The sequence below is a fragment of the Micromonospora globbae genome, assembly GCF_003610785.1.
GTDB classification, from domain to species: domain Bacteria; phylum Actinomycetota; class Actinomycetes; order Mycobacteriales; family Micromonosporaceae; genus Micromonospora; species Micromonospora globbae.
The window spans coordinates 77562-100077 of the sequence record NZ_RAQQ01000008.1; the positions used below are offsets into that span (position 1 = coordinate 77562).

The 22516-nt window shown below is 72.9% G+C and carries 21 protein-coding genes; 10 read left to right on the plus strand and 11 right to left on the minus strand.

What is annotated here, in order from left to right; translation table 11 throughout:
* The first annotated feature begins 4 nt into the window (after positions 1–4).
* Positions 5–1228, plus strand: coding sequence for a DUF418 domain-containing protein (locus D7I43_RS12940; RefSeq protein ID WP_120328724.1), 1224 nt, complete (start codon positions 5–7; stop codon positions 1226–1228).
* A gap of 102 nt (positions 1229–1330) precedes the next feature.
* On the opposite strand, the gene dnaE is transcribed toward D7I43_RS12940, so the two are convergent.
* Entirely contained in the window at positions 1331–4864 is a 3534-nt protein-coding gene (gene dnaE, locus D7I43_RS12945; RefSeq protein ID WP_120328725.1) for a DNA polymerase III subunit alpha, read from the minus strand.
* A gap of 206 nt (positions 4865–5070) precedes the next feature.
* Here dnaE and D7I43_RS12950 point away from each other — a divergent pair, with 206 nt between their 5' ends.
* Both D7I43_RS12950 and D7I43_RS34075 read left to right on the plus strand, forming a co-directional pair.
* Complete coding sequence (locus tag D7I43_RS12950) at positions 5071–5412, plus strand: PadR family transcriptional regulator (protein WP_120328726.1); 342 nt, start codon at positions 5071–5073, stop codon at positions 5410–5412.
* A complete protein-coding gene (locus D7I43_RS34075) occupies positions 5409–6359 on the plus strand; it encodes a permease prefix domain 1-containing protein (RefSeq protein WP_120328727.1) in 951 nt (316 codons plus the stop codon). The genes D7I43_RS12950 and D7I43_RS34075 overlap by 4 nt, the downstream gene beginning before the upstream one ends.
* Positions 6360–6425: 66 nt before the next feature.
* Here D7I43_RS34075 and D7I43_RS12960 read toward each other — a convergent pair whose 3' ends face one another.
* Positions 6426–7349, minus strand: coding sequence for an RNA polymerase sigma-70 factor (locus D7I43_RS12960; RefSeq protein ID WP_120328728.1), 924 nt, complete (start codon positions 7347–7349; stop codon positions 6426–6428).
* Positions 7350–7542: 193 nt separating this feature from the next.
* Here D7I43_RS12960 and D7I43_RS12965 point away from each other — a divergent pair, with 193 nt between their 5' ends.
* Positions 7543–7938: a DoxX family protein gene (locus D7I43_RS12965; protein WP_240032937.1), complete on the plus strand. Its 396-nt coding sequence runs from the start codon at positions 7543–7545 to the stop codon at positions 7936–7938.
* A 53-nt stretch (positions 7939–7991) separates the two neighbouring features.
* Here the strand turns inward: D7I43_RS12965 and D7I43_RS12970 are convergent, their stop codons facing one another.
* Entirely contained in the window at positions 7992–8204 is a 213-nt protein-coding gene (locus tag D7I43_RS12970) for a DUF397 domain-containing protein (RefSeq protein ID WP_240032938.1), read from the minus strand.
* Positions 8195–9001, minus strand: a complete 807-nt coding sequence (locus tag D7I43_RS12975; RefSeq protein ID WP_120328730.1) for a helix-turn-helix domain-containing protein — start codon at positions 8999–9001, stop codon at positions 8195–8197. Before D7I43_RS12975 ends, D7I43_RS12970 begins: the two co-directional genes overlap by 10 nt.
* Before the next feature lie 168 nt (positions 9002–9169).
* Here D7I43_RS12975 and D7I43_RS34360 point away from each other — a divergent pair, with 168 nt between their 5' ends.
* The 5 genes from D7I43_RS34360 (at position 9170) to D7I43_RS13000 (ending at position 13682) form a co-directional block, all read left to right on the plus strand.
* Entirely contained in the window at positions 9170–9562 is a 393-nt protein-coding gene (locus D7I43_RS34360; protein ID WP_420870200.1) for a hypothetical protein, read from the plus strand.
* A gap of 13 nt (positions 9563–9575) precedes the next feature.
* A complete protein-coding gene (locus D7I43_RS12985; RefSeq protein WP_120328731.1) occupies positions 9576–10856 on the plus strand; it encodes a sensor histidine kinase in 1281 nt (426 codons plus the stop codon).
* 44 nt (positions 10857–10900) lie between these two features.
* Positions 10901–11584 (plus strand): response regulator, encoded by a 684-nt coding sequence (locus D7I43_RS12990; protein ID WP_120328893.1) that lies wholly within the window; start codon positions 10901–10903, stop codon positions 11582–11584.
* Positions 11585–11730: 146 nt separating this feature from the next.
* Complete coding sequence (locus tag D7I43_RS12995) at positions 11731–12624, plus strand: ABC transporter ATP-binding protein (protein ID WP_120328894.1); 894 nt, start codon at positions 11731–11733, stop codon at positions 12622–12624.
* Positions 12621–13682 carry an ABC transporter permease gene (locus D7I43_RS13000; protein WP_120328732.1) on the plus strand — a complete coding sequence of 354 codons (1062 nt, stop codon included), beginning with the start codon at positions 12621–12623 and terminating at the stop codon, positions 13680–13682. The genes D7I43_RS12995 and D7I43_RS13000 overlap by 4 nt, the downstream gene beginning before the upstream one ends.
* A 209-nt stretch (positions 13683–13891) precedes the next feature.
* On the opposite strand, the gene D7I43_RS13005 is transcribed toward D7I43_RS13000, so the two are convergent.
* The 7 genes from D7I43_RS13005 to pgsA all read right to left on the minus strand — a co-directional run bounded on the left by D7I43_RS13005 (position 13892) and on the right by pgsA (position 20073).
* Positions 13892–14641, minus strand: coding sequence for a YebC/PmpR family DNA-binding transcriptional regulator (locus D7I43_RS13005; RefSeq protein WP_120328733.1), 750 nt, complete (start codon positions 14639–14641; stop codon positions 13892–13894).
* Between the two features lie 318 nt (positions 14642–14959).
* Positions 14960–15565: a pyridoxal 5'-phosphate synthase glutaminase subunit PdxT gene (gene pdxT, locus D7I43_RS13010; RefSeq protein ID WP_120328734.1), complete on the minus strand. Its 606-nt coding sequence runs from the start codon at positions 15563–15565 to the stop codon at positions 14960–14962.
* Positions 15566–15648: 83 nt separating this feature from the next.
* Positions 15649–16566: a pyridoxal 5'-phosphate synthase lyase subunit PdxS gene (gene pdxS, locus D7I43_RS13015; protein WP_120328735.1), complete on the minus strand. Its 918-nt coding sequence runs from the start codon at positions 16564–16566 to the stop codon at positions 15649–15651.
* A gap of 216 nt (positions 16567–16782) precedes the next feature.
* Positions 16783–17286, minus strand: a complete 504-nt coding sequence (locus tag D7I43_RS13020) for a hypothetical protein (protein WP_120328736.1) — start codon at positions 17284–17286, stop codon at positions 16783–16785.
* Positions 17287–17367: 81 nt separating this feature from the next.
* Entirely contained in the window at positions 17368–18528 is a 1161-nt protein-coding gene (locus tag D7I43_RS13025) for a glycosyltransferase family 4 protein (RefSeq protein ID WP_120328737.1), read from the minus strand.
* 1 nt (position 18529) lies between these two features.
* On the minus strand, positions 18530–19444 hold the full coding sequence (locus D7I43_RS13030) for a phosphatidylinositol mannoside acyltransferase (protein WP_120328738.1): 915 nt from the start codon (positions 19442–19444) through the stop codon (positions 18530–18532).
* Positions 19441–20073: a phosphatidylinositol phosphate synthase gene (pgsA, locus tag D7I43_RS13035; RefSeq protein WP_120328739.1), complete on the minus strand. Its 633-nt coding sequence runs from the start codon at positions 20071–20073 to the stop codon at positions 19441–19443. Before pgsA ends, D7I43_RS13030 begins: the two co-directional genes overlap by 4 nt.
* A gap of 252 nt (positions 20074–20325) precedes the next feature.
* Between pgsA and D7I43_RS13040 the strand changes: the two genes are divergently transcribed.
* A complete protein-coding gene (locus D7I43_RS13040) occupies positions 20326–22485 on the plus strand; it encodes an elongation factor G-like protein EF-G2 (RefSeq protein WP_120328740.1) in 2160 nt (719 codons plus the stop codon).
* Positions 22486–22516: the final 31 nt, after the last annotated feature.

Here is a 22516-nt window from a genome sequence, read left to right on the forward strand (position 1 = left end):
AACCATGACGATCGACGTGACGACGCCCGCCGGGCCGGGAGCGGTGGCACCGGTCTCCGGTGGGCGACGCATCCTCGCGCCCGACCTGGCCCGGGGCGCCATGCTGCTGCTCATCGCGCTGGCCAACGCCGCGGGGGTGTTCCTGGCCTCCGTACCCGGGGTGGATCCGACACCGCACGGCCTCGAACGGCTCTGGAACGTCCTGCTCGTCCTCTTCGTGCACGCCCGCGCCCTGCCGCTGTTCGCGATGATGGTCGGCTACGGGCTCGTCCAGTTCGCCCGCCACCAGGACGAGGCGGGCCGCCCACCGCGGACCGTCCGCACGCTGCTGCTCCGCCGCAACGCCTGGTTGTTCCTCTTCGGCCTGGCACACGGCCTGCTGCTGTACTCCGGCGACGTCCTGGGCGCGTACGGCCTCATCGGGATCGTGTTCACCCTCGTCCTGCTGCGCAGGGGCGACCGCGTCCACCGCCTCGCGCCCGCCTACCTGGTCCTCGCCGCAGCCTTCGTGCTCGTGCTCGGCGCGCTGGTGGTCCGCGGCCTGGCGGGCGGGACCGGCGACCCCGTCGGGGTGCCGACCGGCGACTTCCCGTCGGTGACGGAGACCAGTTACCTCGCGTCACTCGCGGCCCGTGCCGCCGAGTGGCCGGCGACCGTGCTCACCATGTTGCCGATGATCCTCTGGATCTGGATCGGCGCCTGGGCCGCCCGCCGCCGGCTGCTCGACGAGCCGGCGGCACACCACCGGCTGCTGCGCCGCGCCGCCCTGGTCGGCCTCACCGTGGCCGTCCTCGGTGGCCTGCCGATGGGCCTGCTCGCCGGTGGGTTCCTCCACGTCGACGCCGACACCGCGGGGTACGTGAAGCTGCTGTACGAGTCGGCCGGCCTGTTCGGCGGCATCGGCTACGCGGCACTCTTCGGCCTGCTCGCCCTCCGGGTGTCGGCGTGGCCGGCCGGGAGCCGACGGCACCTGCCGATCACGGCGCTCGCCGCCCTGGGCCGGCGCTCGCTCAGCGGCTACCTGGTGCAGTCCGTCGCCTGGCTGGTGCTGGCGTCCCCGTTCGCCCTCGCGCTCGGCGACCGGCTGGGCAGCCCCCTCTTCGTGGCCGCCGGCTGCGCCGTGCTCGTCTGGCTGGGCACGCTCGTCGGCGCGTACCTGATGCACGTCCGCGGCCGGCGCGGGCCCGCCGAGGTGCTGCTCCGGCGGCTGGCGTACGGAAGACGCTAGCCGCGTGACGATCGCGCTCGAACATGGATGTCGTGGCCTCCGTGCGACCCGGAGGCCACGACATCATGGATCGAGCGCGATCTCGGCCGCGCCGCGGCCGGCTCAGCTCACGTTCGCCGGGCCGAGCACGCTCTTCAGGTCGGCCATGAGCGCCGTGGTGGCGGCCACCCGGAACGGGCCCAGGCGCAGCGTGGTGGTCTTGCTGCCGTTGAGCAGTTTGACGTGCACCTCGGCGTCGCCGGGGTGCAGCACGAGGGTCTCCTTGAGCCGCTCGACCAGCGGCGGGGTGCACCGGGTCACCGGGATGGTGAGCGTCACCGGCTTGTTCGCGGCGCTGGCGCTGATGTCCGGCATCGACATGTCCATCGCCATGATCCGCGGCGTGTCGTCCCGGCGGTCCACCCGCCCCTTGACCACCACGATGGCGTCCTCGGCGATGTACTGCCCGATCACCTCGTACGTGTTGGGGAAGAACAGCGTCTCCACCCCGCCGGCGAGGTCCTCCAGGGTGGCCGACGCCCAGGCGCGGCCCTGCTTGGTGACCCGCCGCTGCACGCCGGAGAGGATCCCGGCGACGGTGACCACTGTCCCGTCCGGCACACCGCCCTCCTCCGCGAGCGCCGCGATGCTGGTGTCCGCGGCCGCGTTGAGGATGTGCTCCAGGCCGAACAGCGGGTGGTCGGAGACGTAGAGGCCGAGCATCTCCCGTTCGAACGCCAGCTTGTCGCGCTTGTCCCACTCGCTCTCGCCGATGACCGGCATGACGGTGCTGCTGGCCGTGGCCTCCACGTCGCCGAAACCGGCCCCGAACAGGTCGTACTGGCCGGTGGCCTCCTTGCGCTTGACGTCGGCGTACGCGTCGATGGCGTCGGCGTGCACCTGGAGCAGCCCCTTGCGGGTGTGCCCGAGCGAGTCGAACGCGCCGGCCTTGATGAGCGATTCGATGGTCTTCTTGTTGCAGACCACCGCGTCCACCTTCGACAGGAAGTCGTAGAAGTCGGTGTACTCGCCCTTCTCCTCCCGGCAGCGCATGATGGCCGCGACGACGTTCGCGCCGACGTTGCGGATGGCGGCCAGGCCGAAGCGGATGTCCCGGCCCACCGGGGTGAACGGCCCGGCGGAGGTGTTCACGTCCGGCGGCAGCACCTGGATGCCCATCCGGCGGCACTCCGACAGGTAGAGCGCCATCTTGTCCTTGTCGTCGCCGACCGAGGTGAGCAGCGCCGCCATGTACTCGGCCGGGTAGTTGGCCTTGAGGTACGCGGTCCAGTACGACACGAGGCCGTAGCCGGCGGTGTGCGCCTTGTTGAAGGCGTAGTCGGCGAACGGGACGAGGATGTCCCAGAGCGTCTGGATGGCCTCGTCGGAGTAGCCGTTGCGGCGCATGCCGTCGCGGAACGGCACGAACTCCTTGTCGAGGACCTCCTTCTTCTTCTTGCCCATCGCCCGGCGCAGCAGGTCGGCCTGGCCGAGGCTGTAGCCGGCGAGTTTCTGCGCGGCGCGCTGCACCTGCTCCTGGTAGACGATCAGGCCGTACGTCGGGCCGAGGATCTCCTCGAGCGGCTCGGCCAGCTCCGGGTGGATCGGGGTGATCTCCTGGAGGCCGTTCTTGCGCAGGGCGTAGTTCGTGTGCGAGTTCGCGCCCATCGGGCCGGGCCGGTAGAGCGCGAGGACCGCGGAGATGTCCTCGAAGTTGTCCGGCTTCATGAGCCGCAGCAGCGAGCGCATCGGCCCGCCGTCGAGCTGGAACACGCCGAGGGTGTCGCCCCGGGCCAGCAGCTCGTACGTCGGTTTGTCGTCGAGCGGGAGCTGGAGCAGGTCGACGGTGCGCCCGTGGTTGCTCTCGATGTTCTTCAGCGCGTCGTCGATGATCGTGAGGTTGCGCAGGCCGAGGAAGTCCATCTTCAGCAGCCCGAGCGACTCGCACGTCGGGTAGTCGAACTGCGTGATGATGGCCCCGTCGGCGTCGCGGCGCATGAGCGGGATGTGCTCGATGATCGGCTCGGCGGACATGATCACGCCGGCGGCGTGCACGCCGGTCTGCCGGATCAGGCCCTCGATGCCGCGGGCGGTGTCGATGACCTTCTTGACGTCCGGGTCGGACTCGTACAGGCCCCGGATCTCGCCGGCCTCGGCGTAACGCGGGTGCTTCGGGTCGAAGATGCCCGACAGCGGGATGTCCTTGCCCATCACCGCGGGCGGCATCGCCTTGGTGATCCGGTCGCCCACCGCGTACGGGTAGCCGAGCACCCGGGCCGAGTCCTTGATCGCGGCCTTCGCCTTGATCGTGCCGAACGTCGCGATCTGGGCGACCTTGTCCTCGCCCCACTTCTCGGTGACGTACTTGATGACCTCGCCGCGCCGACGCTCGTCGAAGTCGATGTCGACGTCCGGCATCGAGACGCGCTCGGGGTTCAGGAACCGCTCGAAGATCAGGCCGTGCGGCAGCGGGTCCAGGTCGGTGATGCCCAGGGCGTACGCCACGAGCGAGCCGGCGGCCGAGCCACGGCCCGGGCCCACGGCGATGCCCTGGCTCTTGGCCCACTGGATGAAGTCGGCGACCACGAGGAAGTACGACGGGAAGCCCATCTGGATGATGACGCCCAGCTCGTACTCGGCCTGCTTGAGGTGGGTCTCGGGGATCCCGTTCGGGAAGCGGCGCTGCAGGCCCTTGAAGGTCTCCTTGCGGAACCAGGACTCCTCGGTCTCCCCCTCCGGCACCGGGAAGCGCGGCATGAGGTTGCGGAACTCGAACATGCCGGCCGGGTCGACCTTCTCGGCCACCAGCAGCGTGTTGCGGCAGCCCTCCAGCCACACGTCGGACGAGTCGACGGCGCGCATCTCGTCGGCCGACTTGATGTAGTAGCCGCTGCCGTCGAACTTGAACCGGTTGGGGTCGGCCACGTTCGCCGCGGTCTGCACGCAGAGCAGCACGTCGTGCGCCTCGGCCTGCGACTCGTGCGTGTAGTGGGAGTCGTTCGTGACCACCGGCGGGATGTCGAGCTTCCGGCCGATCTCCAGCAGCTCCTGGCGGACCCGGCGCTCGATGTCGATGCCGTGGTCCATGATCTCCAGGAAGTAGTTCTCCTTGCCGAAGATGTCCTGGAACTTCGCGGCGGCCTTGAGCGCCTCGTCGTACTGGCCGAGGCGCAGCCGGGTCTGCACCTCGCCCGACGGGCAGCCGGTGGTCGCCATGAGCCCGTCGGCGTGCTCGGCGAGCAGCTCCGCGTCCATGCGCGGCCACTTGACGAAGAAGCCCTCGGTGTACGACCGGGTGGTGAGCTTGAACAGGTTGTGCAGGCCGACCTTGTTGCGGGCCCAGATCGTCATGTGGGTGTAGCCACCGCTACCGGAGACGTCGTCGCTCTTCTGCTCGGGCCGACCCCACCGCACCCGCTGCTTGTGGAAGCGCGACTCCGGCGCAACGTACGCCTCGATGCCGAGGATGGGCTTGACCCCGGCGGCCGTCGCCTGCTTGTAGAAGTCGTTGGCGCCGTGCATGTTGCCGTGGTCGGTCATCGCCACCGCCGGCATCCCCTGGCGGCTGACCTCGGCGAACAGGTCCTTGAGGCGGGCCGCTCCGTCGAGCATCGAGTACTCGGTGTGTACGTGCAGATGCGCGAACGAATCGCCCATGCGTGGCGCCCCCCAGCTATGGATCTTGCACGGTCGGAGCCGACCGGACCCCACCCTACCGAGGTCAACTCCGCGGCTCCACCGTCCGCGCCGAGGGTGGTCCGCGTCTCGTCCGGCGCCACCGCCGGGCCGCCCCCACATCATTGTCGCCAGCACGACGATATGGGGCTGGACATTAGTGTGTGGCACACAGTATGGTGTGACGCATGGTCAGCGACGAGACCCTCCGGACCCACCTCCAGGAGCTACGACGCGGCACGGTCGTGGTGGCGAGCCTGATCGCCCTGCGCCGTCCCGACTACGGCTACGCACTGCTGCAACGGCTCACCGGCCACGGCTTCCCGGTGGACGCCAACACGCTCTACCCGCTGCTGCGCCGCCTGGAGGAACAGGGGCTGCTGACCAGCGAGTGGAACACCGAGGAGAGCCGGCCGCGCAAGTTCTACCGGACCAGCGACGAGGGCGAGAGCGTGCTCCAGCGGCTCCTCGACGACCTGGCCGACGTCCAGACCTCTCTCACCGGCCTGATCGAAGGAGTGGAGCGATGAGCTCTCTGACCGACCGTTACCTTGCCGCCACCCTGCGGGCCGTGCCGGCCGCACGCCGCGAGGAGATCGCCACCGAGCTGCGCGGCTCGATCGAGGACATGATCGACGGCCGCCGCGCGGAGGGGCGCGACCCCGCGACCGCCGAGCGCGAGGTCCTCACCGAGCTGGGCAACCCGGCGCAGCTCGCCGCCCGCTACGCCGACCGGCGCCTCCAGCTCATCGGACCCACCTACTACCTGGCCTGGGAACGGCTCATGAAGCTGCTGCTCAGCTTCGTGCCGGCCACGGTCGGCATCGTCGTCGGCGTCCTGGAGGCCACCGACGGGGAGAACCCGGGTGGCGCGATCGGTGAGGGCATCGCCACCGGCCTCCAGACCGCCATCCACATCGCCTTCTGGGTCACCCTCGTCTTCGCGGTGCTCGAACGGACCAACACCAGCCTGAACCTCCCGGCCTGGACGGTCGACCAGCTCCCCGAGGACCACGTCAACCGGCAGATCACCCTGGTCGACGCCGCCGCCGCCATCGGCTGGCTGGTGCTGGTCATCGCGTACCTGCCGTTGCAGCACTTCCGCTCGTTCGTGCCCACCGACGACGGCGGCAACCTGCCGCTCCTCGACCCGGCGCTGTGGAGCTTCTGGCTGCCGTTCCTGATGGCCGTCCTGGCGGTGAACGTGGGCCTGGAGGTCGCCAAGTACCGGGCCGGGCGGTGGACGTGGCCGCTGGTCGCGGCCAACATCGTGGTGGACCTCGCGTTCGCGGTGCCGGTGGTGTGGTTGATGTGGACCGACCGCCTGCTCAACCCGGCCTTCGTGAACCGCTGGGAATGGCTCGGCCGTGAGGAGAACCTGAACACGATCGCCACGATCGTGATCGCCGGCACGGTCCTGGTCGTGCTCTGGGACATCGCCGACAGCGCGATCAAGGCGTACCGCAACCGGCACTGACCGCACCAGCGCCGCGGCCCGGCACCCCCTGGGGGTGCCGGGCCGCGGCCTGTGCAGGCGTCGGCCTCAGCGGCTCACCACGGTCTCCCGCTCCACGTGGGACAGCTTCTCCGGGTTGCGGACGGCGTAGAGCCCGGTGACGAGGCCGTCGTCGACGCGCACCGCCACGACGGTGTCGACCTCGCCGTGGACCCGGAGGATCAGCGCCGGGTGCCCGTTGACGTGCGCCGGGTGCAGCGACGCCCCGTCCGGTACCCGGGGCAGCCCGGCCGTGAGCAGGCGGGCCACCTTGTCGGCCCCCACGATCGGGCGCAGGACGGCCTGCTTGACGCCGCCGCCGTCACCCACGAGGACGACGTCCGGCGCGAGGATGTCCAGCAGGCTCTGCAGGTCACCCGTTTCGACGGCGCGCTGGAACGCCTCCAGCGCGCCCCGGGTCTGTTCCGCGGAGACCGTCCCGCGGGGCCGGCGCGCCGCGACGTGCGCCCGCGCCCGGTGGGCGATCTGGCGGACCGCCGCCGGGCTCTTGTCGACGGCGCCGGCGATCTCGTCGTAGTCCAGGTCGAACACCTCGCGCAGCACGAACACCGCCCGCTCGGTCGGCGTGAGCGTCTCCAGCACCAGCAGCATCGCCATCGAGACGCTGTCGGCCAACTCGACGTCCTCGGCCACGTCCGGCGTGGTCAACAGCGGCTCGGGCAACCAGGACCCCACGTAGGACTCCCTGCGGCGGCGCAGCGCCCGCAGCCGGATCAGCGCCTGCCGGGTCGTGATCCGCACCAGGTACGCCCGCCGGTCCCGCACCCCGTCGAGATCGACGCCCACCCACCGCAGCCAGGTCTCCTGGAGGACGTCCTCGGCGTCGGCGGCCGAGCCGAGCATCTCGTACGCGACGGTGAACAGCAGGTTGCGGTGGGCCAGGAACACCTCGGTGGCCGTGTCCGCCCGCTCCTCACGCGGCCCGGCGGTGTCCACTGATCGCTCGTCCATGGCCGGCTCCCGCCCTTCCCCGTCGACTCTGCCACCCACACGATGCCGCTCCCCGCCCCCGTGTGACAGCCGGCGACCGTGGCGTGGACCACACCGCAACGCCGTCACGGGGACCGGGGCGCCGGCATCTCCATGCCGACGGGCAGCCGCGCGGACCCCCGCGCGGACGGCCCCGGTAATCGAAGGAGACCCCGTGAACCTCACGCTGCACACCGCGCTGTGGATCGTCACCGGCCTGCTCGCCGCCGTCCTGCTGGTGAGCACCTCGAAGATGTTCGTGCCCCGGGAGAGGATCGCGTCGGTGGGCCACGCCGGCGAATGGGTCCTGGACTTCAGCCCCGGCGCCCTCCGGGTCATCGGCACCCTGGAACTCCTGGCGGCGGCCGGTCTCGTCCTGCCCGCCGTGCTCGACATCGCGCCGGTGCTGGTGCCCGTGACCGCCACCTGTGTGGCGGCGCTGTTCGTCGGCGCGGCCACCATGCGGCTGCGCCGGGGCGAGCGGGCCACGATCGTGCCCGACCTGGTCTACCTCGCCCTCGCCGTCTTCGTGGCCTGGGGCCGCTTCGGCCCCGAGCCGTTCACCGGCTGACCCGGGCGCGCCCGCAGGAGCGCGCGGCCGGAGCCCACGGGCTACCGGTCGGGCTACCGGTCGCCGCGCCGACGCAGCGCGCCGCTGGTGGCCGCGGCGAGGAAGCCGGTCCAGGCCGCGGGGCCGAAGGCCAGCACCGGCCCACCACGGTCCTTGCTGTCGCGTACGGCGACCACGCCGGCCAGGTTCGTGGCGACCTCGACGCAGGTGGACCCGCCGTTGCTGCTACGGGTGGACGTGCGCCACACGGCGCCGGTCAGGTCCACGACCGCGCCACCTCCTGGATCAGCTCTCGGGATGCCCGCCGGGGCAGCGCCTCGCCCCGCACCCGCTCCCATGCCCGTTGAAGGCTATCAACGTCATCGGGCCGATCCGTGACATGCGCTCGCAGTTGGTTGTCAAGATGGGCGATTTCGCTCCCATCCGTCGTGCGAGCCAGGATGAACGGTCCGGCAAGGCCAGGGTGCATGCCCGCGTCGGCGGGCACCACATGAATATCGACCTGCGGGAGATCGGCCAGTTCCAAAAGCCGGGCGAACTGCTCGGCCATCACCGCCGGGCTGCCGATCCGGCGACGCAGGGCCGCCTCGTCGACGACGAACACGGCCTCGGGCGGCGACTCCCGGGTCAGCACGGCCTGGCGGGACAGCCGCGACGTCACCCGCTGCTCCACCTCCGCGTCGCGCAGCATTCCGCCGCCGGTCAGCACCGCCCGCGCGTACGCCTCGGTCTGGAGCAGGCCGGGGATCAGCGACGGCTCGAACCAGCGGATCAGCGTCGCCTCCGCCTCGACGGAGATCCACTCCCGCAGCCACGGCGGCGCGGCGTCGACGCGGACGAGCGCGAGCAGCCGTTCGAAGAAGCCACCGGACTCCAGGGCGGCGTCCACCCGGCCCACGAAGTCCTGCGACGGGGTCCGGTGGCCGATCTCCACCATGCCGATGAGCGAGGACGAGTAGTTGATCCGCTGCGCCAGCTCCTCCTGGCTGAGCCCGCGGTCCCGGCGGGCCCGGCGCAGCTCGCCGCCCAGGAACTCCAGCGTCGACAGCGGCGCGTCGCCCATCACACCTCCACCACGGTTCCACCGGCGTCCGCCACCGGACCCCACCGGAGCGCGCCGCGACGGCACCACCGGATGGTGACCCGTCGATGCCTCCCGACGGTAGTCGCCCGGCCAGCAGAGTGTGAGCAGGCGCGACGAGGAGGAGGCCGGGATGGGCGGTCAGGTGGGGTGCGTACCCCGGAGGGCGCGGTGACCGGGACGCGCCGGCACGTGGCCGCGCGGCCGGCCTGGCGCTGCCGGGTCTGCGCCGCGCCGTGGCCGTGCCAGCCGGCGAAGCTGGCGCTGCGCGTCGAGTACGCCCACGACCCGGTCGGGTTGTCGGTCTACCTGTGCGTGCTGCTGCACGAGGCCGCCGGCGACTGGCTCCGGCTGCGTCCCCAGCCGCCCGACCCGGCGGAACTGTTCGCGCGTTTCGTGGCCTGGACACGGCCGGTCGGGGCGGACGCCGAGCGCGGCCGGGTGGACCGGCTGCTCGACCGGGCGGCCACCGCCGCTCCCCCACCTCGGTCCCGCGGCGTACGCCCTGGCCGGGCACCCGGACACCGACGGCCCGCGGGGTGAGAGTCTTTGTCAGGTGACCACCACGACCGGCGACCAGTGGCGCCGCCCCGGGCCGACCCCGGAGCAGCGCCGCCTCGACCTGTACGGCGGGCTGGCAGTGACGGTGCTGGCCCTGTTCAGCCTCACCCTGACCCGCAGCACCGGCGCGTTCCTGCTCGGGCCGCCGCCGTCGGGGCCGGAGCAGGTCTTCTGGACCGTCGCGGGGACGCTGCCACTGATCTGGCGGCGCCGCTGGCCGGCCGTCACGGCGCTGGTCGTGTCGGCCGTCTTCATCGCCGCCCAGGCCCGGTCCGCACCGGAGACGCAGCTCTCCTCCTGGGCCCTGTTCGCGGCGCTCTACACCCTCGGCGCGTGGGGTCCGAACCGCCGGCTGGCGCGCCGGCTGCGCGTGGGGATCATCGTGACGATGTTCGCCTGGCTGGGCGTCTACTACGCGGTCACGGTCGGCAGCATCCCGCCGGACGCGTTCGCCCGCGCGGTCGGCCCCGTGCCGCCGGTGCTGGCCGCCATCGTGAGCGGGGTGCTGATCAACGGGCTGTACTTCGGCGTCGCGTACTTCTTCGGCGAGACCGCGTGGCTCGCGGCCCGGCGCCAGCACGAGTTGGTGGAGCGGGCCGAGGAGCTGCGCCGGTCGCAGGCCGAGGCCCGCGGGCGGGCCGTGATCGGCGAACGCGTCCGCATCGCCCGCGAGCTGCACGACGTGGTGGCCCACCACGTGTCGGTGATGGGAGTCCAGGCGTCGGCCGCGCGGCGGGTCTTCGACAAGGACGCCACGAAGGCCCGGGCCGCGTTGACCGCCATCGAGGAGACCGCCCGCACCGCCGTCGACGAGCTGCGGCGGATGCTCGGCGTGCTGCGCGCCGGCGAGGGCACCCCGGAGCCCGTCGCGCCGCCCGCCGGCGTCGACCAGGTGGCCGCGGTGGTGGAACGGGCCCGCGACGCCGGGCTGCGCGCGACCCTCGGGGTGTACGGCGATCCGGTGCCGCTGCCGGAGTCGGTGTCCCAGGCGGTGCACCGGGTCGTCCAGGAGGCGGTCACCAACGTGATCAAGCACGCCAGCGGGGCCACGGTGCTCGACGTGCGGCTCCGGTACCTGGCCAAGGAGGTGGAGGTGGACGTGACCGACGACGGACGGCCGACCCGCCCGCCCAACCCGGACGGGCTGGGCCTGGTGGGGATGCGCGAGCGGGTCGCCACGCACGGCGGCACCCTGGAGGCCGGCCCCCGCACGGGCGGCGGCTGGCGGGTGCGCGCCCGCTTCCCGCTGGCGGTCGCCGTGGCGGAGGCGGCGTGAGCGCCCCTGACGCCCGCGGCCCGATCGCCGGCGGGACTCCCGGCGTGGACCGGCCCGTGCGGGTGCTGCTCGCCGACGACCAGCATCTGGTGCGCACCGGGTTCCGCGTCATCCTCGAGGTGGAGGACGACATCGAGGTGGTGGGCGAGGCGGCCGACGGCGAACGGGCGGTCGGCATGACCCGGGCGCTGCGCCCGGACGTCGTGCTCATGGACGTGGAGATGCCCGGGATGGACGGCCTGGAGGCCACCCGCCGGATCACCGCTCCCGACTCGGCCGACGGCACGGCCGTGCTCATCCTCACCACCTTCGACCGGGACGACTACCTGTTCGCCGCGCTGCGCGCGGGAGCCAGCGGCTTCCTGCTCAAGAACGGCACCCCCGAGGCCCTCGTGGAGGCGATCCGGGTGGTGGCCCGCGGCGACGGGCTGCTCGCCCCGGAACTCACCCGGCGGGTGATCGCCACGTTCGCCCGGCCCGGCGGCGAGACCGGCCCCGGCCTTTCGGTGGGCGAGGCCGCGCTCGCCGAGCTGACCCCTCGCGAGCGGGAGGTCCTGGTCCTGCTCGCCCGTGGCGCCAGCAACGCGGAGATCGCCGACGAGCTGCACCTGGGCGAGGCGACGGTGAAGACGCACGTGAGCCGGGTGCTCGCCAAGCTGGACCTGCGCGACCGGGTGCAGGCGGTGGTGTTCGCGTACGAGCACGGGGTGGTCCGCCCCGGCGGCTGACCCCGTGCCGGCCCCTCGGCGGCCGACCACGTGCCGGCCTCGCCCGGCGGCTGACCACCCTCCCGCCGGCCTCCCCCGCCGGACGGACCGTGGTCTCCGTCCGGCGGCGGACGGCAGGCGCGGGCGCGGCTTCTAGCGTGGTCGCCGTGACCAGTGTGCTCCGCCTGGACGGCGTCGACCGCAGCTTCGGCGACCGTCAGGCGCTCAAGAACGTGTCGTTCGAGGTGGCGGCCGGCCGGATGACCGGCTTCGTCGGCGGCAACGGCGCCGGCAAGACCACCACCATGCGGATCATCCTCGGCGTGCTCGCCGCGGACGCCGGCCAGGTGACCTGGCAGGGTGCGCCGGTGAGCCGGGAGGCCCGCCGCCGCTTCGGCTACATGCCCGAGGAACGCGGCCTCTACCCGAAGATGAGCGTGCGCGAGCAGGTGGTCCACCTGGGCCGGCTGCACGGCATGACGGCCGAGGCCGCCCGGCGGTCCACCGACGCGCTGCTGGAACGGGTCGGGCTCACCGAGCGCGCCGACGACCTGCTGGAGACGCTGTCGCTGGGCAACCAGCAGCGCGCCCAGATCGCCGCGGCGCTCGTCCACGACCCCGAGGTGCTGGTGCTCGACGAGCCGTTCTCCGGCCTCGACCCGCTGGCCGTGGACACCGTCGTCGGCGTGCTGCGGGAGCGGGCCGCCGCCGGCGTCCCGGTGCTCTTCTCCAGCCACCAGCTCGACGTCGTGGAGCGGCTCTGCGACGACCTGGTGATCATCGCGGGCGGGATGATCCGCGCCGCGGGCAGCCGGGAGCAGCTGCGCCGCACGTACACCTCGCCCCGCTTCGAGCTGGTGGTGGACACCGACGCCGGGTGGCTGCGCGACGAGCCCGGGGTGACCCTCGTCGACCTCGACGGCGCCCGCGCCGTCTTCGACCTCGCGCCCGGCGCCGACGAGCAGCCCGTGCTGCGGGCGGCGCTGGCCCGCGGGCCGGTACGCGCGTTCCGCCCGGTCACCCCCTCCCTCACCGAGATCTTCCGAGAGGTCGCCCAGTGAACACCGTGCAGGCCACGCGCCTGGTCGCCGCCCGGGAGATCCGGGTCAAGCTGCGCGACCGGACCTTCCTGTTCAGCACCCTGCTCTTCCTGCTGATCGCCGCGGCGGCGACCGTCCTGCCACCGCTGCTGTCCGGCGGACCGTCGTCCGTGGCCGTCACGGCGCAGGCCGCCGGCCCGCTGCGGGACGCCGGCCTCGAGGTGCGGACGGTGCCCGACGACCGGGCCGCCGAGCAGGCCGTCCGCGACGGGGAGGTGGACGCCGCGGTCGTCTCCGGCCCCACCGTCCTCGCCCTGGACGAGGCCCCGGACGACGTGGTGAACGCCCTGAGCACCCAACCCCCGGTGCGCCTGCTCGACCCGGACGCCGTGGACCCCGTGGCCGCGTTCCTGGTGCCGTTCGTCTTCGCGTTCATCTTCTTCATCACCTCGCAGGTGTTCGGCGTCCAGATCGCGCAGAGCATCGTCGAGGAGAAGCAGACCCGCATCGTCGAGATCCTGGTGGCCGCGGTGCCCGTCCGGGCGCTGCTGGCCGGCAAGCTGGTCGCCGGCACGGTGCTGGCCCTCGGTCAGATCGCCCTGGTCGCCCTGGTGGCGGTCGCCGGCATGGCCTTCTCCGACGCCGGGGGCCTGCTCCCGCTGCTCGGGCCGGCGATCGGCTGGTTCATCCCGTTCTTCCTGCTGGGCTTCGTGCTCGTGGCGGCCATGTGGGCGGCGGCCGGGGCGCTCGTGAACCGGCAGGAGGACATCGCCGGTGTCTCCACGCCGGTGCAGCTCGCCGTGATGCTGCCGTTCTTCGCGGTCGTCTTCCTCAACGACAACGCCACGGCCATGCGGTTCCTGTCCTACCTGCCGTTCTCCTCGCCGACCGCGATGCCGCTGCGGCTGTTCACCGGTGACGCGGCCGTCTGGGAGCCGGTGCTGGCGCTCGTCCTGCTGCTCGTCGCGGCCGCCGCGTTCCTGCTGGCCGGCGCGCGGGTGTACGAGGGCGCGCTGTTGCGCACCAACGGCCGCACCTCGATCCGGGCGGCGTGGCGGTCCCGGGAGACGGTCGGCTGAGCGCCGTGGCGACCGGTCGGCGCGGCGGAGGCTGAGCGCCGTGCCGACCGGTGGGCGTGCCGCGGGTGGCGCCCGGCTGCCCCCTCGGTGGCCGCGGACGGCGACGTGGCGGTGTCCCGCTTCGGGACACCGCCACGTCGGTTGTCAGAACCTTCCGCCGGTCAGCACGGGACGCTGTCCCAGCCGGCCGGCAGCCGCAGCACCCGGGCTCAGCCGACCGCCGCCATGATCTCGTCGGACACGTCGAAGTTCGCGTAGACGTTCTGCACGTCGTCGCAGTCCTCGAGCACGTCGATGAGCTTGAAGATCTTGCGAGCGCCCTCCTCGTCCAGCGGGACGTTGACGCTCGGGATCAGCGAGGACTCGGCCGACTCGTACTCGATGCCGGCGTCCTGGAGCGCGGTGCGCACCGCGATGAGGTCGCCCGGCTCGGAGACCACCTCGAACGCCTCACCGAGGTCGTTGACCTCCTCGGCGCCGGCGTCCAGGACCGCCATCATCACGTCGTCCTCAGTCGTGCCCGCCTTCGGGACGATCACCACGCCCTTTCGGGAGAAGAGGTACGACACCGAGCCGGCGTCGGCGAACGAGCCGCCGTTGCGGGTGAGCGCCGTCCGCACCTCGGTGGCCGCCCGGTTGCGGTTGTCGGTCAGGCACTCGATGAGCAGGGCCACGCCGTTCGGGCCGTAGCCCTCGTACATGATCGTCTGGTAGTCGGCGCCGCCGGCCTCCAGGCCGGAGCCGCGCTTGACCGCGCGCTCGATGTTGTCGTTGGGGACCGAGTTCTTCTTCGCCTTCTGGATGGCGTCGTAGAGCGTCGGGTTACCCGCCGGGTCACCGCCGCCGGTCCGCGCCGCCACCTCGACGTTCTTGATCAGCTTGGCGAACATCTTGCCGCGCTTGGCGTCGATGACGGCCTTCTTGTGCTTGGTGGTCGCCCACTTTGAGTGGCCGGACATCTGCTACCTCCGTCTGTCGTTCCACGCCTGCGTCGACTGCCACGCCGATCAAATGCCACTCCGATCCGGCGGCCGGTCGGCTCCCGCGGGAAACGCCACGCGGGCGGTTGGCGCTGCCGAACCGCGGCAATCCTACCGAGCCCGTGCCCGCGCGTGTCACACCCGGTCACCGCCGGGGACGTCGCCGGGGCCTGCGGGCGTACCCGCAGACACAACGCCCGGGAACCGGATTCCATGCCCGGCCCGGCGGCCCGGACGCGGTGACGGCGGGCGACGCGGACGCCCGCGCGGGCGGCACGGCGGCCGCGGAAGCCCAGGTCAGGCGGCCCGCACCAGGTCCACGAAGTAGCGGTGCAGCCGCCGGTCGCCGGTCAGCTCCGGGTGGAACGAGGTGGCCAGCAGGTTGCCCTGGCGCACCGCCACGATCCGCCCGGCCGCCGGGCCCTCGTCGACGCGGCCGAGCACCTCGACGCCGTCACCCACCCGCTCGACCCAGGGCGCCCGGATGAAGACCGCGTGGAACGGGTCGCCGTCGACGCCGCTGATCCGCACCGGCGCCTCGAACGAGTCGACCTGCCGGCCGAAGGCGTTGCGGCGGACGGTCATGGCGATCCCGTCGAACCCGCGCTGGTCCGGCCGGCCGTCCAGCACCTCGGTGGCCAGCATGATCATGCCGGCGCAGGAGCCGTAGACGGGCATCCCTCCGGCGATCCGCTTGTCGATCGGCTCGCGCAGGTCGAAGACGTCCACCAGCTTGCTGATCGTGGTCGACTCGCCGCCGGGGATCACCAGCCCGTCGACGGCGTCCAACTCCTGCCGGCGGCGGACCGGTCGCGCCTGCGCTCCCGCGGCGGCCAGCGCCGCGACGTGCTCGCGTACGTCGCCCTGGAGGGCGAGCACACCGATGACGGGTGCCTCGCTCATCGCACCGCTCCTTCCCACATCCACCCGTTGGAAGGGGCCCCCTCCCCGACCGGACACGTCGAAGAGGGGGCCCCTGGTCGCCGTTACCAGCCGCGCTCGGCCAGGCGGTGCGGCTGCGGGATCTCGTCGACGTTGATGCCGACCATCGCCTCGCCGAGGCCACGGGAGACCTTGGCCAGCACGTCGGGGTCGTCGTGGAAGGTCGTCGCCTTGACGATCGCGGCGGCGCGCTGGGCCGGGTTGCCGGACTTGAAGATGCCGGAGCCCACGAAGACACCCTCGGCGCCGAGCTGCATCATCATGGCGGCGTCGGCCGGGGTGGCGATGCCGCCGGCGGTGAAGAGCACCACGGGCAGCTTGCCGGTCTCGGCGACCTCCTTGACCAGCTCGTACGGCGCCTGGAGCTCCTTGGCCGCGACGTACAGCTCGTCGGCGGGCAGCGACTGGAGCCGGCGGATCTCCTGCCGGATCTTGCGCATGTGGGTGGTGGCGTTGGAGACGTCACCGGTGCCGGCCTCGCCCTTGGAGCGGATCATCGCGGCGCCCTCGGTGATCCGGCGCAGCGCCTCGCCCAGGTTGGTCGCGCCGCACACGAACGGGACGGTGAACGCCCACTTGTCGATGTGGTTGGCGTAGTCGGCGGGGGTCAGCACCTCGGACTCGTCGATGTAGTCGACGCCGAGGGCCTGGAGGATCTGCGCCTCCACGAAGTGGCCGATGCGGGCCTTGGCCATCACCGGGATGGAGACCGCGTTGATGATGCCCTCGATCATGTCGGGGTCGCTCATCCGGGCCACGCCGCCCTGGGCGCGGATGTCCGCGGGCACCCGCTCCAGCGCCATCACCGCGACGGCTCCCGCGTCTTCGGCGATCTTGGCCTGCTCGGCGTTGACCACGTCCATGATCACGCCGCCCTTGAGCATCTCCGCCATGCCGCGCTTCACTCGGGCGGTGCCGACGACGGGGCTGGTGCTGGTGTTCTCAGAGGTGGTGTCGGGCACGGGTTATCGCTCCTCGGACGTGCTCGGGGGGTGACAGCGGAAATGCTACGCCCGGGTCAACGCCGCTCCGACAGCCAATCAGACCCACGGTGGCCTGCACTGTGTCCGGTGTCACCGCCGCCCCTCCCCCCGCGATCTTGCACTTTCGGCCCCACGTTTGACCGTTATGCCCGGTATGTCGGGGCACAAAGTGCAAGATCGCGGGGAGGGTGGGGGTCAGGCCGTGGGGACGTCGGCGGGCACCGTCAGCGTCGGGTCGTCGATGTCGAAGTAGCGCGGCCACTCCCGGCCGCGCCCCATCCGCAACAGGCGTACGAGCGGGCGGCCCCGCGCCGCCCGGGCGTCACGGACGAGATCCGTGTGCACCTGCCGGGCCAGCGCGAGGCGGCGGCTCGCCGCGATGACGGCCTCGCAGTCCGGGTCGGCCGGGTCGAGCTGCACGGCCCGCAACTGGCGGGTCAGGTCGTTCTCGGCGGCCTCCCGCTCGTCCGGGTGGGCGTCGAGCGCGATCCGCGCCGCCGCGTACAGCTCCACGCCGTAGCGCCGCTCCGCCAGCACCGCGGCCGCCGCCGCCCGGCGCAGCAGGTGGGCGTCGAGCGCCCGCGCCGCCAGCTCCGCCCGGTCGTGCAGCCGCTCGACCCGTCCCGCGGTCCAGACGAGGTACGCCGACAGCAGCCCGACGGCCACGACCGCGCCCACCGCCCACCACATGCCCGGCATCGTAGTGCTGCTCCGTTCCCGTCCCGCCGGGCCGGGCCGGCGGCGGGGGATCCGGTCACCCACTCGCCTGGCGCGGTCCGGTCAGCCCAGCCCGACCCACTCCTCGTCGATGACCCGCCCGTCGGTGGCCTCGATCGCCGCCGCGTACACCTCCAGCACCCGCCGGGCCACCACGGGCCAGTCGAAGGTCGCCACCACCTGGTCGCCGCACGCGGTCAACTCCGCCCGCGCGCCCGGGTCGTCGAGCAGTTCGGCGAGCGCGTCCCGCAGCGCCGCCGGGTTCCCGGTCGGGAACAGCCGACCGGCGCGGCCGCCGTCGAGCACCCGGCGGAACGCGTCGAGGTCACTGGCGACCACCGTCGTACCGGCCGCCAGCGCCTCGGTGAGGATCATCCCGAAGGACTCCCCGCCTGTGTTCGGCGCCACGTAGAGGTGCACGCTGCGCAGCATCCGGGCCTTGTCCTCCTCGGACACCAACCCGAGGAACGTGACCCGGTCGTGCAGCGACGCCGGGAACTGGTCGTACAGGTCGTCGCGGTCCCCCGGACCGGCCACCAGCAGCCGCAGCCCGGGACGGCGCGGCGCCAGCTCGACGAACGCGTCGCGCAGCACCGGGAAGCCCTTGCGCGGCTCGGTGAACCGGCCGAGGAAGCCGAGCGCGCCCCCGGTGCCCGGACCGCACTCCCCCGGCCACCCCGGCAGCGGCTCGGCGTCGGCGAACTTGGCGACCGCCACACCGTTCGGGATCTCCACGGCGCCCCCGTCGAGGTGCTCCACCTGCACCTTCCGGGCCAGCGCGCTGACCGCGATGCGGGCCGTGATGCGTTCCAGCACGATCTGGAGCACGCCCTGGGCGGCCGCCAGCGCCCGGGACCGGGTGATCGCGGTGTGGAACGTCGCCACCACCGGCCCCCGGGCGGAGAGGACGGCGAGCAGCGACAGACTCAGCGTCAGCGGCTCGTGCACGTGCAGGACGTCGAACTCGCCGCGGGTGATCCACCGCCGCACCCGGGCCGTGGAGACCGGCCCGAACGCGATCCGCGCCACCGAGCCGTTGTACGGCAGCGGCACGGCCCGGCCCGCCGGCACCACGTACGGCGGCAGGGGCGAGTCCTCGTCGGCCGGCGCGAGCACGCTGACCTCGTGACCGAGCGCGATCAGCGCCTCGGCGAGGTCCATGACGTGGTTCTGCACCCCGCCCGGGACGTCGAAGGAGTACGGGCACACGATGCCGATCCGCACGTCATCGCCCTCTGTCCACGACTGCCGGGCTCCGCTGGTCGAGCCACATCCGTTGCAGCATGTGCCAGTCCTCCGGGTGCCGCGCGATGCCCGCGGCCAACTCGTCGGCGACGCGCTGGGTCAGCGTACGGACGCGCTGGTCGAGCGGCCCCTCCTCGGGGCCGGGCACCGGCAGCGGGCCCTCGATCGAGGCGCACGCCACGGTCGGCTCGTACCAGAGGGAGGCCACGTAGAGCGGCGCCCCGGTACGCAGCGCCAGCAGGGCCGGGCCGGCCGGCATCCGCGTACGGGCGCCGAAGAAGTCCACCTCGACGCCCCGGGCGGAGAGGTCCCGGTCGGCCAGCAGCGGCACCACCGCCCCGGCGCGCAGCCGGTCGACGAGCACGTCGAACGCGGGCCGCTCGCCGCCCTGGGTGGGCAGGATCTCCATGCCGAGGCGCTGCCGGAAGGCGAGGAAACGTTCGTAGACGCCCTCCGGCTTGAGTCGCTCGGCGACCGTGGTGATCGGCCAGCCGTTCGCGGCCACCCAGGCGCCGGCGGCGTCCCAGTTGCCCGCGTGCGGCAGGGCGATCACCACGCCCCGGCCGGCGGCCACGGCGGAGGAGAGCAGCTCCTCCTGGTCGAGCCGGAACGTGGCGAGGATCTGCTCGCGGCTCAGCGCGGGCAGCCGGAACGCCTCCATCCAGTACCGGGCGTACGAGCGCAGGCCGCGGCGGACCAGTTCGTCCAGCTCGGCCTCGGGCATCCCCGGCCCGACGACCCGGCGCAGGTTGGCGCGCAGCCGGGCCGTACCCCCACCGCCTCCCCGGCGGTGGACCCGGTCGGCGCCCGCCCGGAACGCGGCGGCGACCAGCGGGCGCGGCAGTGCGCGCACCAACCGCCAGCCGGCCACGTAGCCGAGCTCGGTGAGGTTCACCCGTTTCCACCCGCTGCCGGCAGCTTCTGCGCCTGCCGGTGGACGTGCACCATGCGCTGCCCGACCGTGAAGATCGACACGGCGGCGAGCAACCAGAGCGCGATCTGCAGCGCCGGGTCGACCCCCAGGCCGGTGAGCAGGCCACCGACCCCGACGATCAGCAGCCGCTCGGTGCGTTCGGCGACGCCCACGTTGGCGGTCATGCCGAGTCCCTCGGCGCGGGCCTTCACGTAGGAGACCAGGCCGCCGGCGGCCAGGCAGACCAGCGCGGCGGCCACGCCAGCGTGGTCACCCTGGGTGGCCAGCCAGTACGCGACCGCGCCGAAGACGGCGCTGTCGGCGATCCGGTCCATGCTCGAGTCGAGGAACGCGCCGAACCGGGTCGAGCCGCCGCTCATCCGGGCCATCGTGCCGTCGAGCAGGTCGGTGAGCGCGAAGACCGTGACGATCAGCGCGCCGGCCACGAGGTGGCCGCGGGCGCCGAAGCCCAGGGCGCCGACGAGCACGCCGACGGTCCCGGTCACGGTGACCGCGTTGGGGGTGACGCCCGCACGGAGCAGGCCGCGTGCGACGGGCTCGACGACGCGGGTCATCCCCGCTCGGGCCGACACTTGGAAGATCTTCGCCATGGCGGTCCCACGATAACGGTCCACCCAGGTGCGGCGATACGGCCGGTCGACCGGGCTGGCGCGGAGGAGGCTTGTGCCCGTCGGGCAACCGGTGTGAGATCGGGTCAGGAAGGTGACCCAGGTCACCCATCCGCCCGTCCGAGTCCCGCTGTGCAGCAGACCACCGGAGGATATCGCCGCGCACCCGCCCCGGGCCGCTGTCCCGTCACGCGCGGCGGTCGCCACCACCACCGGCTGAGGGAGGTGCGCCCCATGGCGCAGAAGAGTCAGGAGAAGGGGGTCACCGGCGGCGCGCCGGTGGTGACCGAGCCCGGCAGGGTCCGCAACGTCGTGCTCGTGGGGCACTCCGGAGCGGGCAAGACCACACTGGTCGAGGCGCTGCTCGCGGCCACCGGCACGATCGGGCGCGCCGGCGCCGTCACCGACGGCACCACCGTCTGCGACCACGACCCCGCCGCCGTACGCCAGCAGCGGTCGGTGAGTCTGGCCTGCGCGCCGCTGCTGCACGCCGGCGTCAAGGTGAACCTCCTGGACACGCCCGGCTACGCCGACTTCGTCGGCGAGCTGCGCGCCGGGCTGCGCGCCGCCGACGCGGCGCTCTTCGTCGTGTCCGCCGTCGACGGGATGGACGCGGCCACCGCCGCGCTGTGGGAGGAGTGCGCCGCCGTGGACATGCCCCGCGCGGTCGCCGTCTCCCGGCTGGACCACCCCCGGGCCGACTTCGACGAGGCCGTGGCGCTCTGCCAGCGCGTGTTCGGCGACAACGTGCTCCCGCTCTACCTGCCGATGCTCGGTGACGACGGTGTGTCGACCGTCGGTCTGCTCGGCCTCATCACCCGCCGCGTCTTCGACTACACGGGCGGGCTGCCCGCCCAGGTGCGGGAGCCGGACCCGGAGCACCTGCCCGCGATCGTGGAGTCCCGCAACGAGCTGATCGAGGGGATCATCGCCGAGAGCGAGGACGAGTCGTTGATGGACCGCTACCTCGAAGGCGAGGAGATCGGCACCGACGTGCTGATCGACGACCTGGAGAAGGCGGTCGCCCGGGGCCACTTCTACCCCGTGGTGCCGGTGTGCGCGGAGACCGGCGTCGGGCTGGACGCGCTGCTGGAGGTGCTCACCTCCGCCTTCCCGTCCCCCCTGGAGCACGACCTGCCGGCCGTGACCGGGGTCGACGGGACGCCGCGCCCGCCGCTGGCCTGTGACCCGGACGGGCCGCTGGTCGCCGAGGTCGTCAAGACCACCATCGACCGGCACGTGGGGCGGGTCTCCCTGGTCCGGGTCTTCTCCGGCACGCTGCGGCCGGAGCAGACGGTCCACGTCTCCGGGCACGGCCTGGCCGAACGCGGGCACCCCGACCACGACGCCGACGAGCGGGTGGGGCACATCTACACCCCGCTCGGCGCCGCCCTGCGCGAGGTGTCGGCCTGCGTCGCCGGTGACATCTGCGCGATCACGAAGTCCGGCAGCGCGGAGACCGGCGACACGATCTCCGCCAAGGACGAGCCGTTGCTCGTCGCGCCCTGGGAGATGCCCGAGCCGCTGCTGCCGGTGGCGATCGTGGCGCGGAGCCGGTCGGACGAGGACGCCCTCGCCCGCAACCTGGCCCGGCTGGTGGCCGGCGACCCGACCCTGCGGCTGGAGCGCAACGCGGAGACCCACCAGTTGGTGCTCTGGTGCATGGGCGAGGCGCACGCCGACGTGGTGCTGGACCGGCTGCGCGCCGGCGGCGTCGACCTGGACACCGAGCCGGTGCGGGTGGCCCTGCGGGAGACGTTCACCACCTCGGCGAAGGGGCACGGCCGGCACGTGAAGCAGTCCGGCGGCCACGGCCAGTACGCCGTCTGCGACATCGAGGTCGAGCCGCTGCCCCGGGGCGCCGGCTTCGAGTTCGTGGACCGGGTGGTCGGCGGCGCGGTGCCGCACAACTACATCCCGTCGGTCGAGAAGGGCGTCCGGGCCCAGATGGAGCGGGGCCTGGTGGCCGGCTACCCGGTGGTGGACCTGCGGGTGACGCTCTTCGACGGCAAGGCGCACAGCGTGGACTCCTCCGACGCGGCGTTCCAGACCGCCGGGGCACTCGCCCTGCGGGACGCGGCCGAGAAGGGGCAGCCGACGCTGCTGGAGCCGATCGACGAGGTGACGATCCGGGTGCCGGACCCGTCGGTGGGCGCCGTGATGGGTGACCTCTCCGGCCGGCGGGGGCGGGTGCTCGGCACCGAGCCGGACCCGGACGGCGAGGGACGCACCCTCGTCCGCGCCGAGGTGCCCGCCACCGAACTGCTCCGCTACGCGGTGGAGCTGCGCTCGATGACCTCCGGCACCGGCACGTTCCGCCGCAGCTTCGTCCGGTACGACCCCATGCCGCCGCACCTGGCCGACCAGGTCCGCAAGGAGCACCCCACCACCTGACCGCCGCCCGGGCCGCTCCCCGCCCCGTCCA

Coding starts and splice junctions, on each gene's coding strand:
- D7I43_RS12940 (WP_120328724.1), top strand. CDS start 5: ATGACGATCGACGTGACGACGCCCGCCGGGCCGGGAGCGGTGGCACCG.
- dnaE (WP_120328725.1), bottom strand. CDS start 4,864: ATGGGCGATTCGTTCGCGCATCTGCACGTACACACCGAGTACTCGATG.
- D7I43_RS12950 (WP_120328726.1), top strand. CDS start 5,071: ATGGTCAGCGACGAGACCCTCCGGACCCACCTCCAGGAGCTACGACGC.
- D7I43_RS34075 (WP_120328727.1), top strand. CDS start 5,409: ATGAGCTCTCTGACCGACCGTTACCTTGCCGCCACCCTGCGGGCCGTG.
- D7I43_RS12960 (WP_120328728.1), bottom strand. CDS start 7,349: ATGGACGAGCGATCAGTGGACACCGCCGGGCCGCGTGAGGAGCGGGCG.
- D7I43_RS12975 (WP_120328730.1), bottom strand. CDS start 9,001: ATGGGCGACGCGCCGCTGTCGACGCTGGAGTTCCTGGGCGGCGAGCTG.
- D7I43_RS13005 (WP_120328733.1), bottom strand. CDS start 14,641: ATGTCCGGCCACTCAAAGTGGGCGACCACCAAGCACAAGAAGGCCGTC.
- pdxT (WP_120328734.1), bottom strand. CDS start 15,565: ATGAGCGAGGCACCCGTCATCGGTGTGCTCGCCCTCCAGGGCGACGTA.
- D7I43_RS13020 (WP_120328736.1), bottom strand. CDS start 17,286: ATGCCGGGCATGTGGTGGGCGGTGGGCGCGGTCGTGGCCGTCGGGCTG.
- pgsA (WP_120328739.1), bottom strand. CDS start 20,073: ATGGCGAAGATCTTCCAAGTGTCGGCCCGAGCGGGGATGACCCGCGTC.
- D7I43_RS13040 (WP_120328740.1), top strand. CDS start 20,326: ATGGCGCAGAAGAGTCAGGAGAAGGGGGTCACCGGCGGCGCGCCGGTG.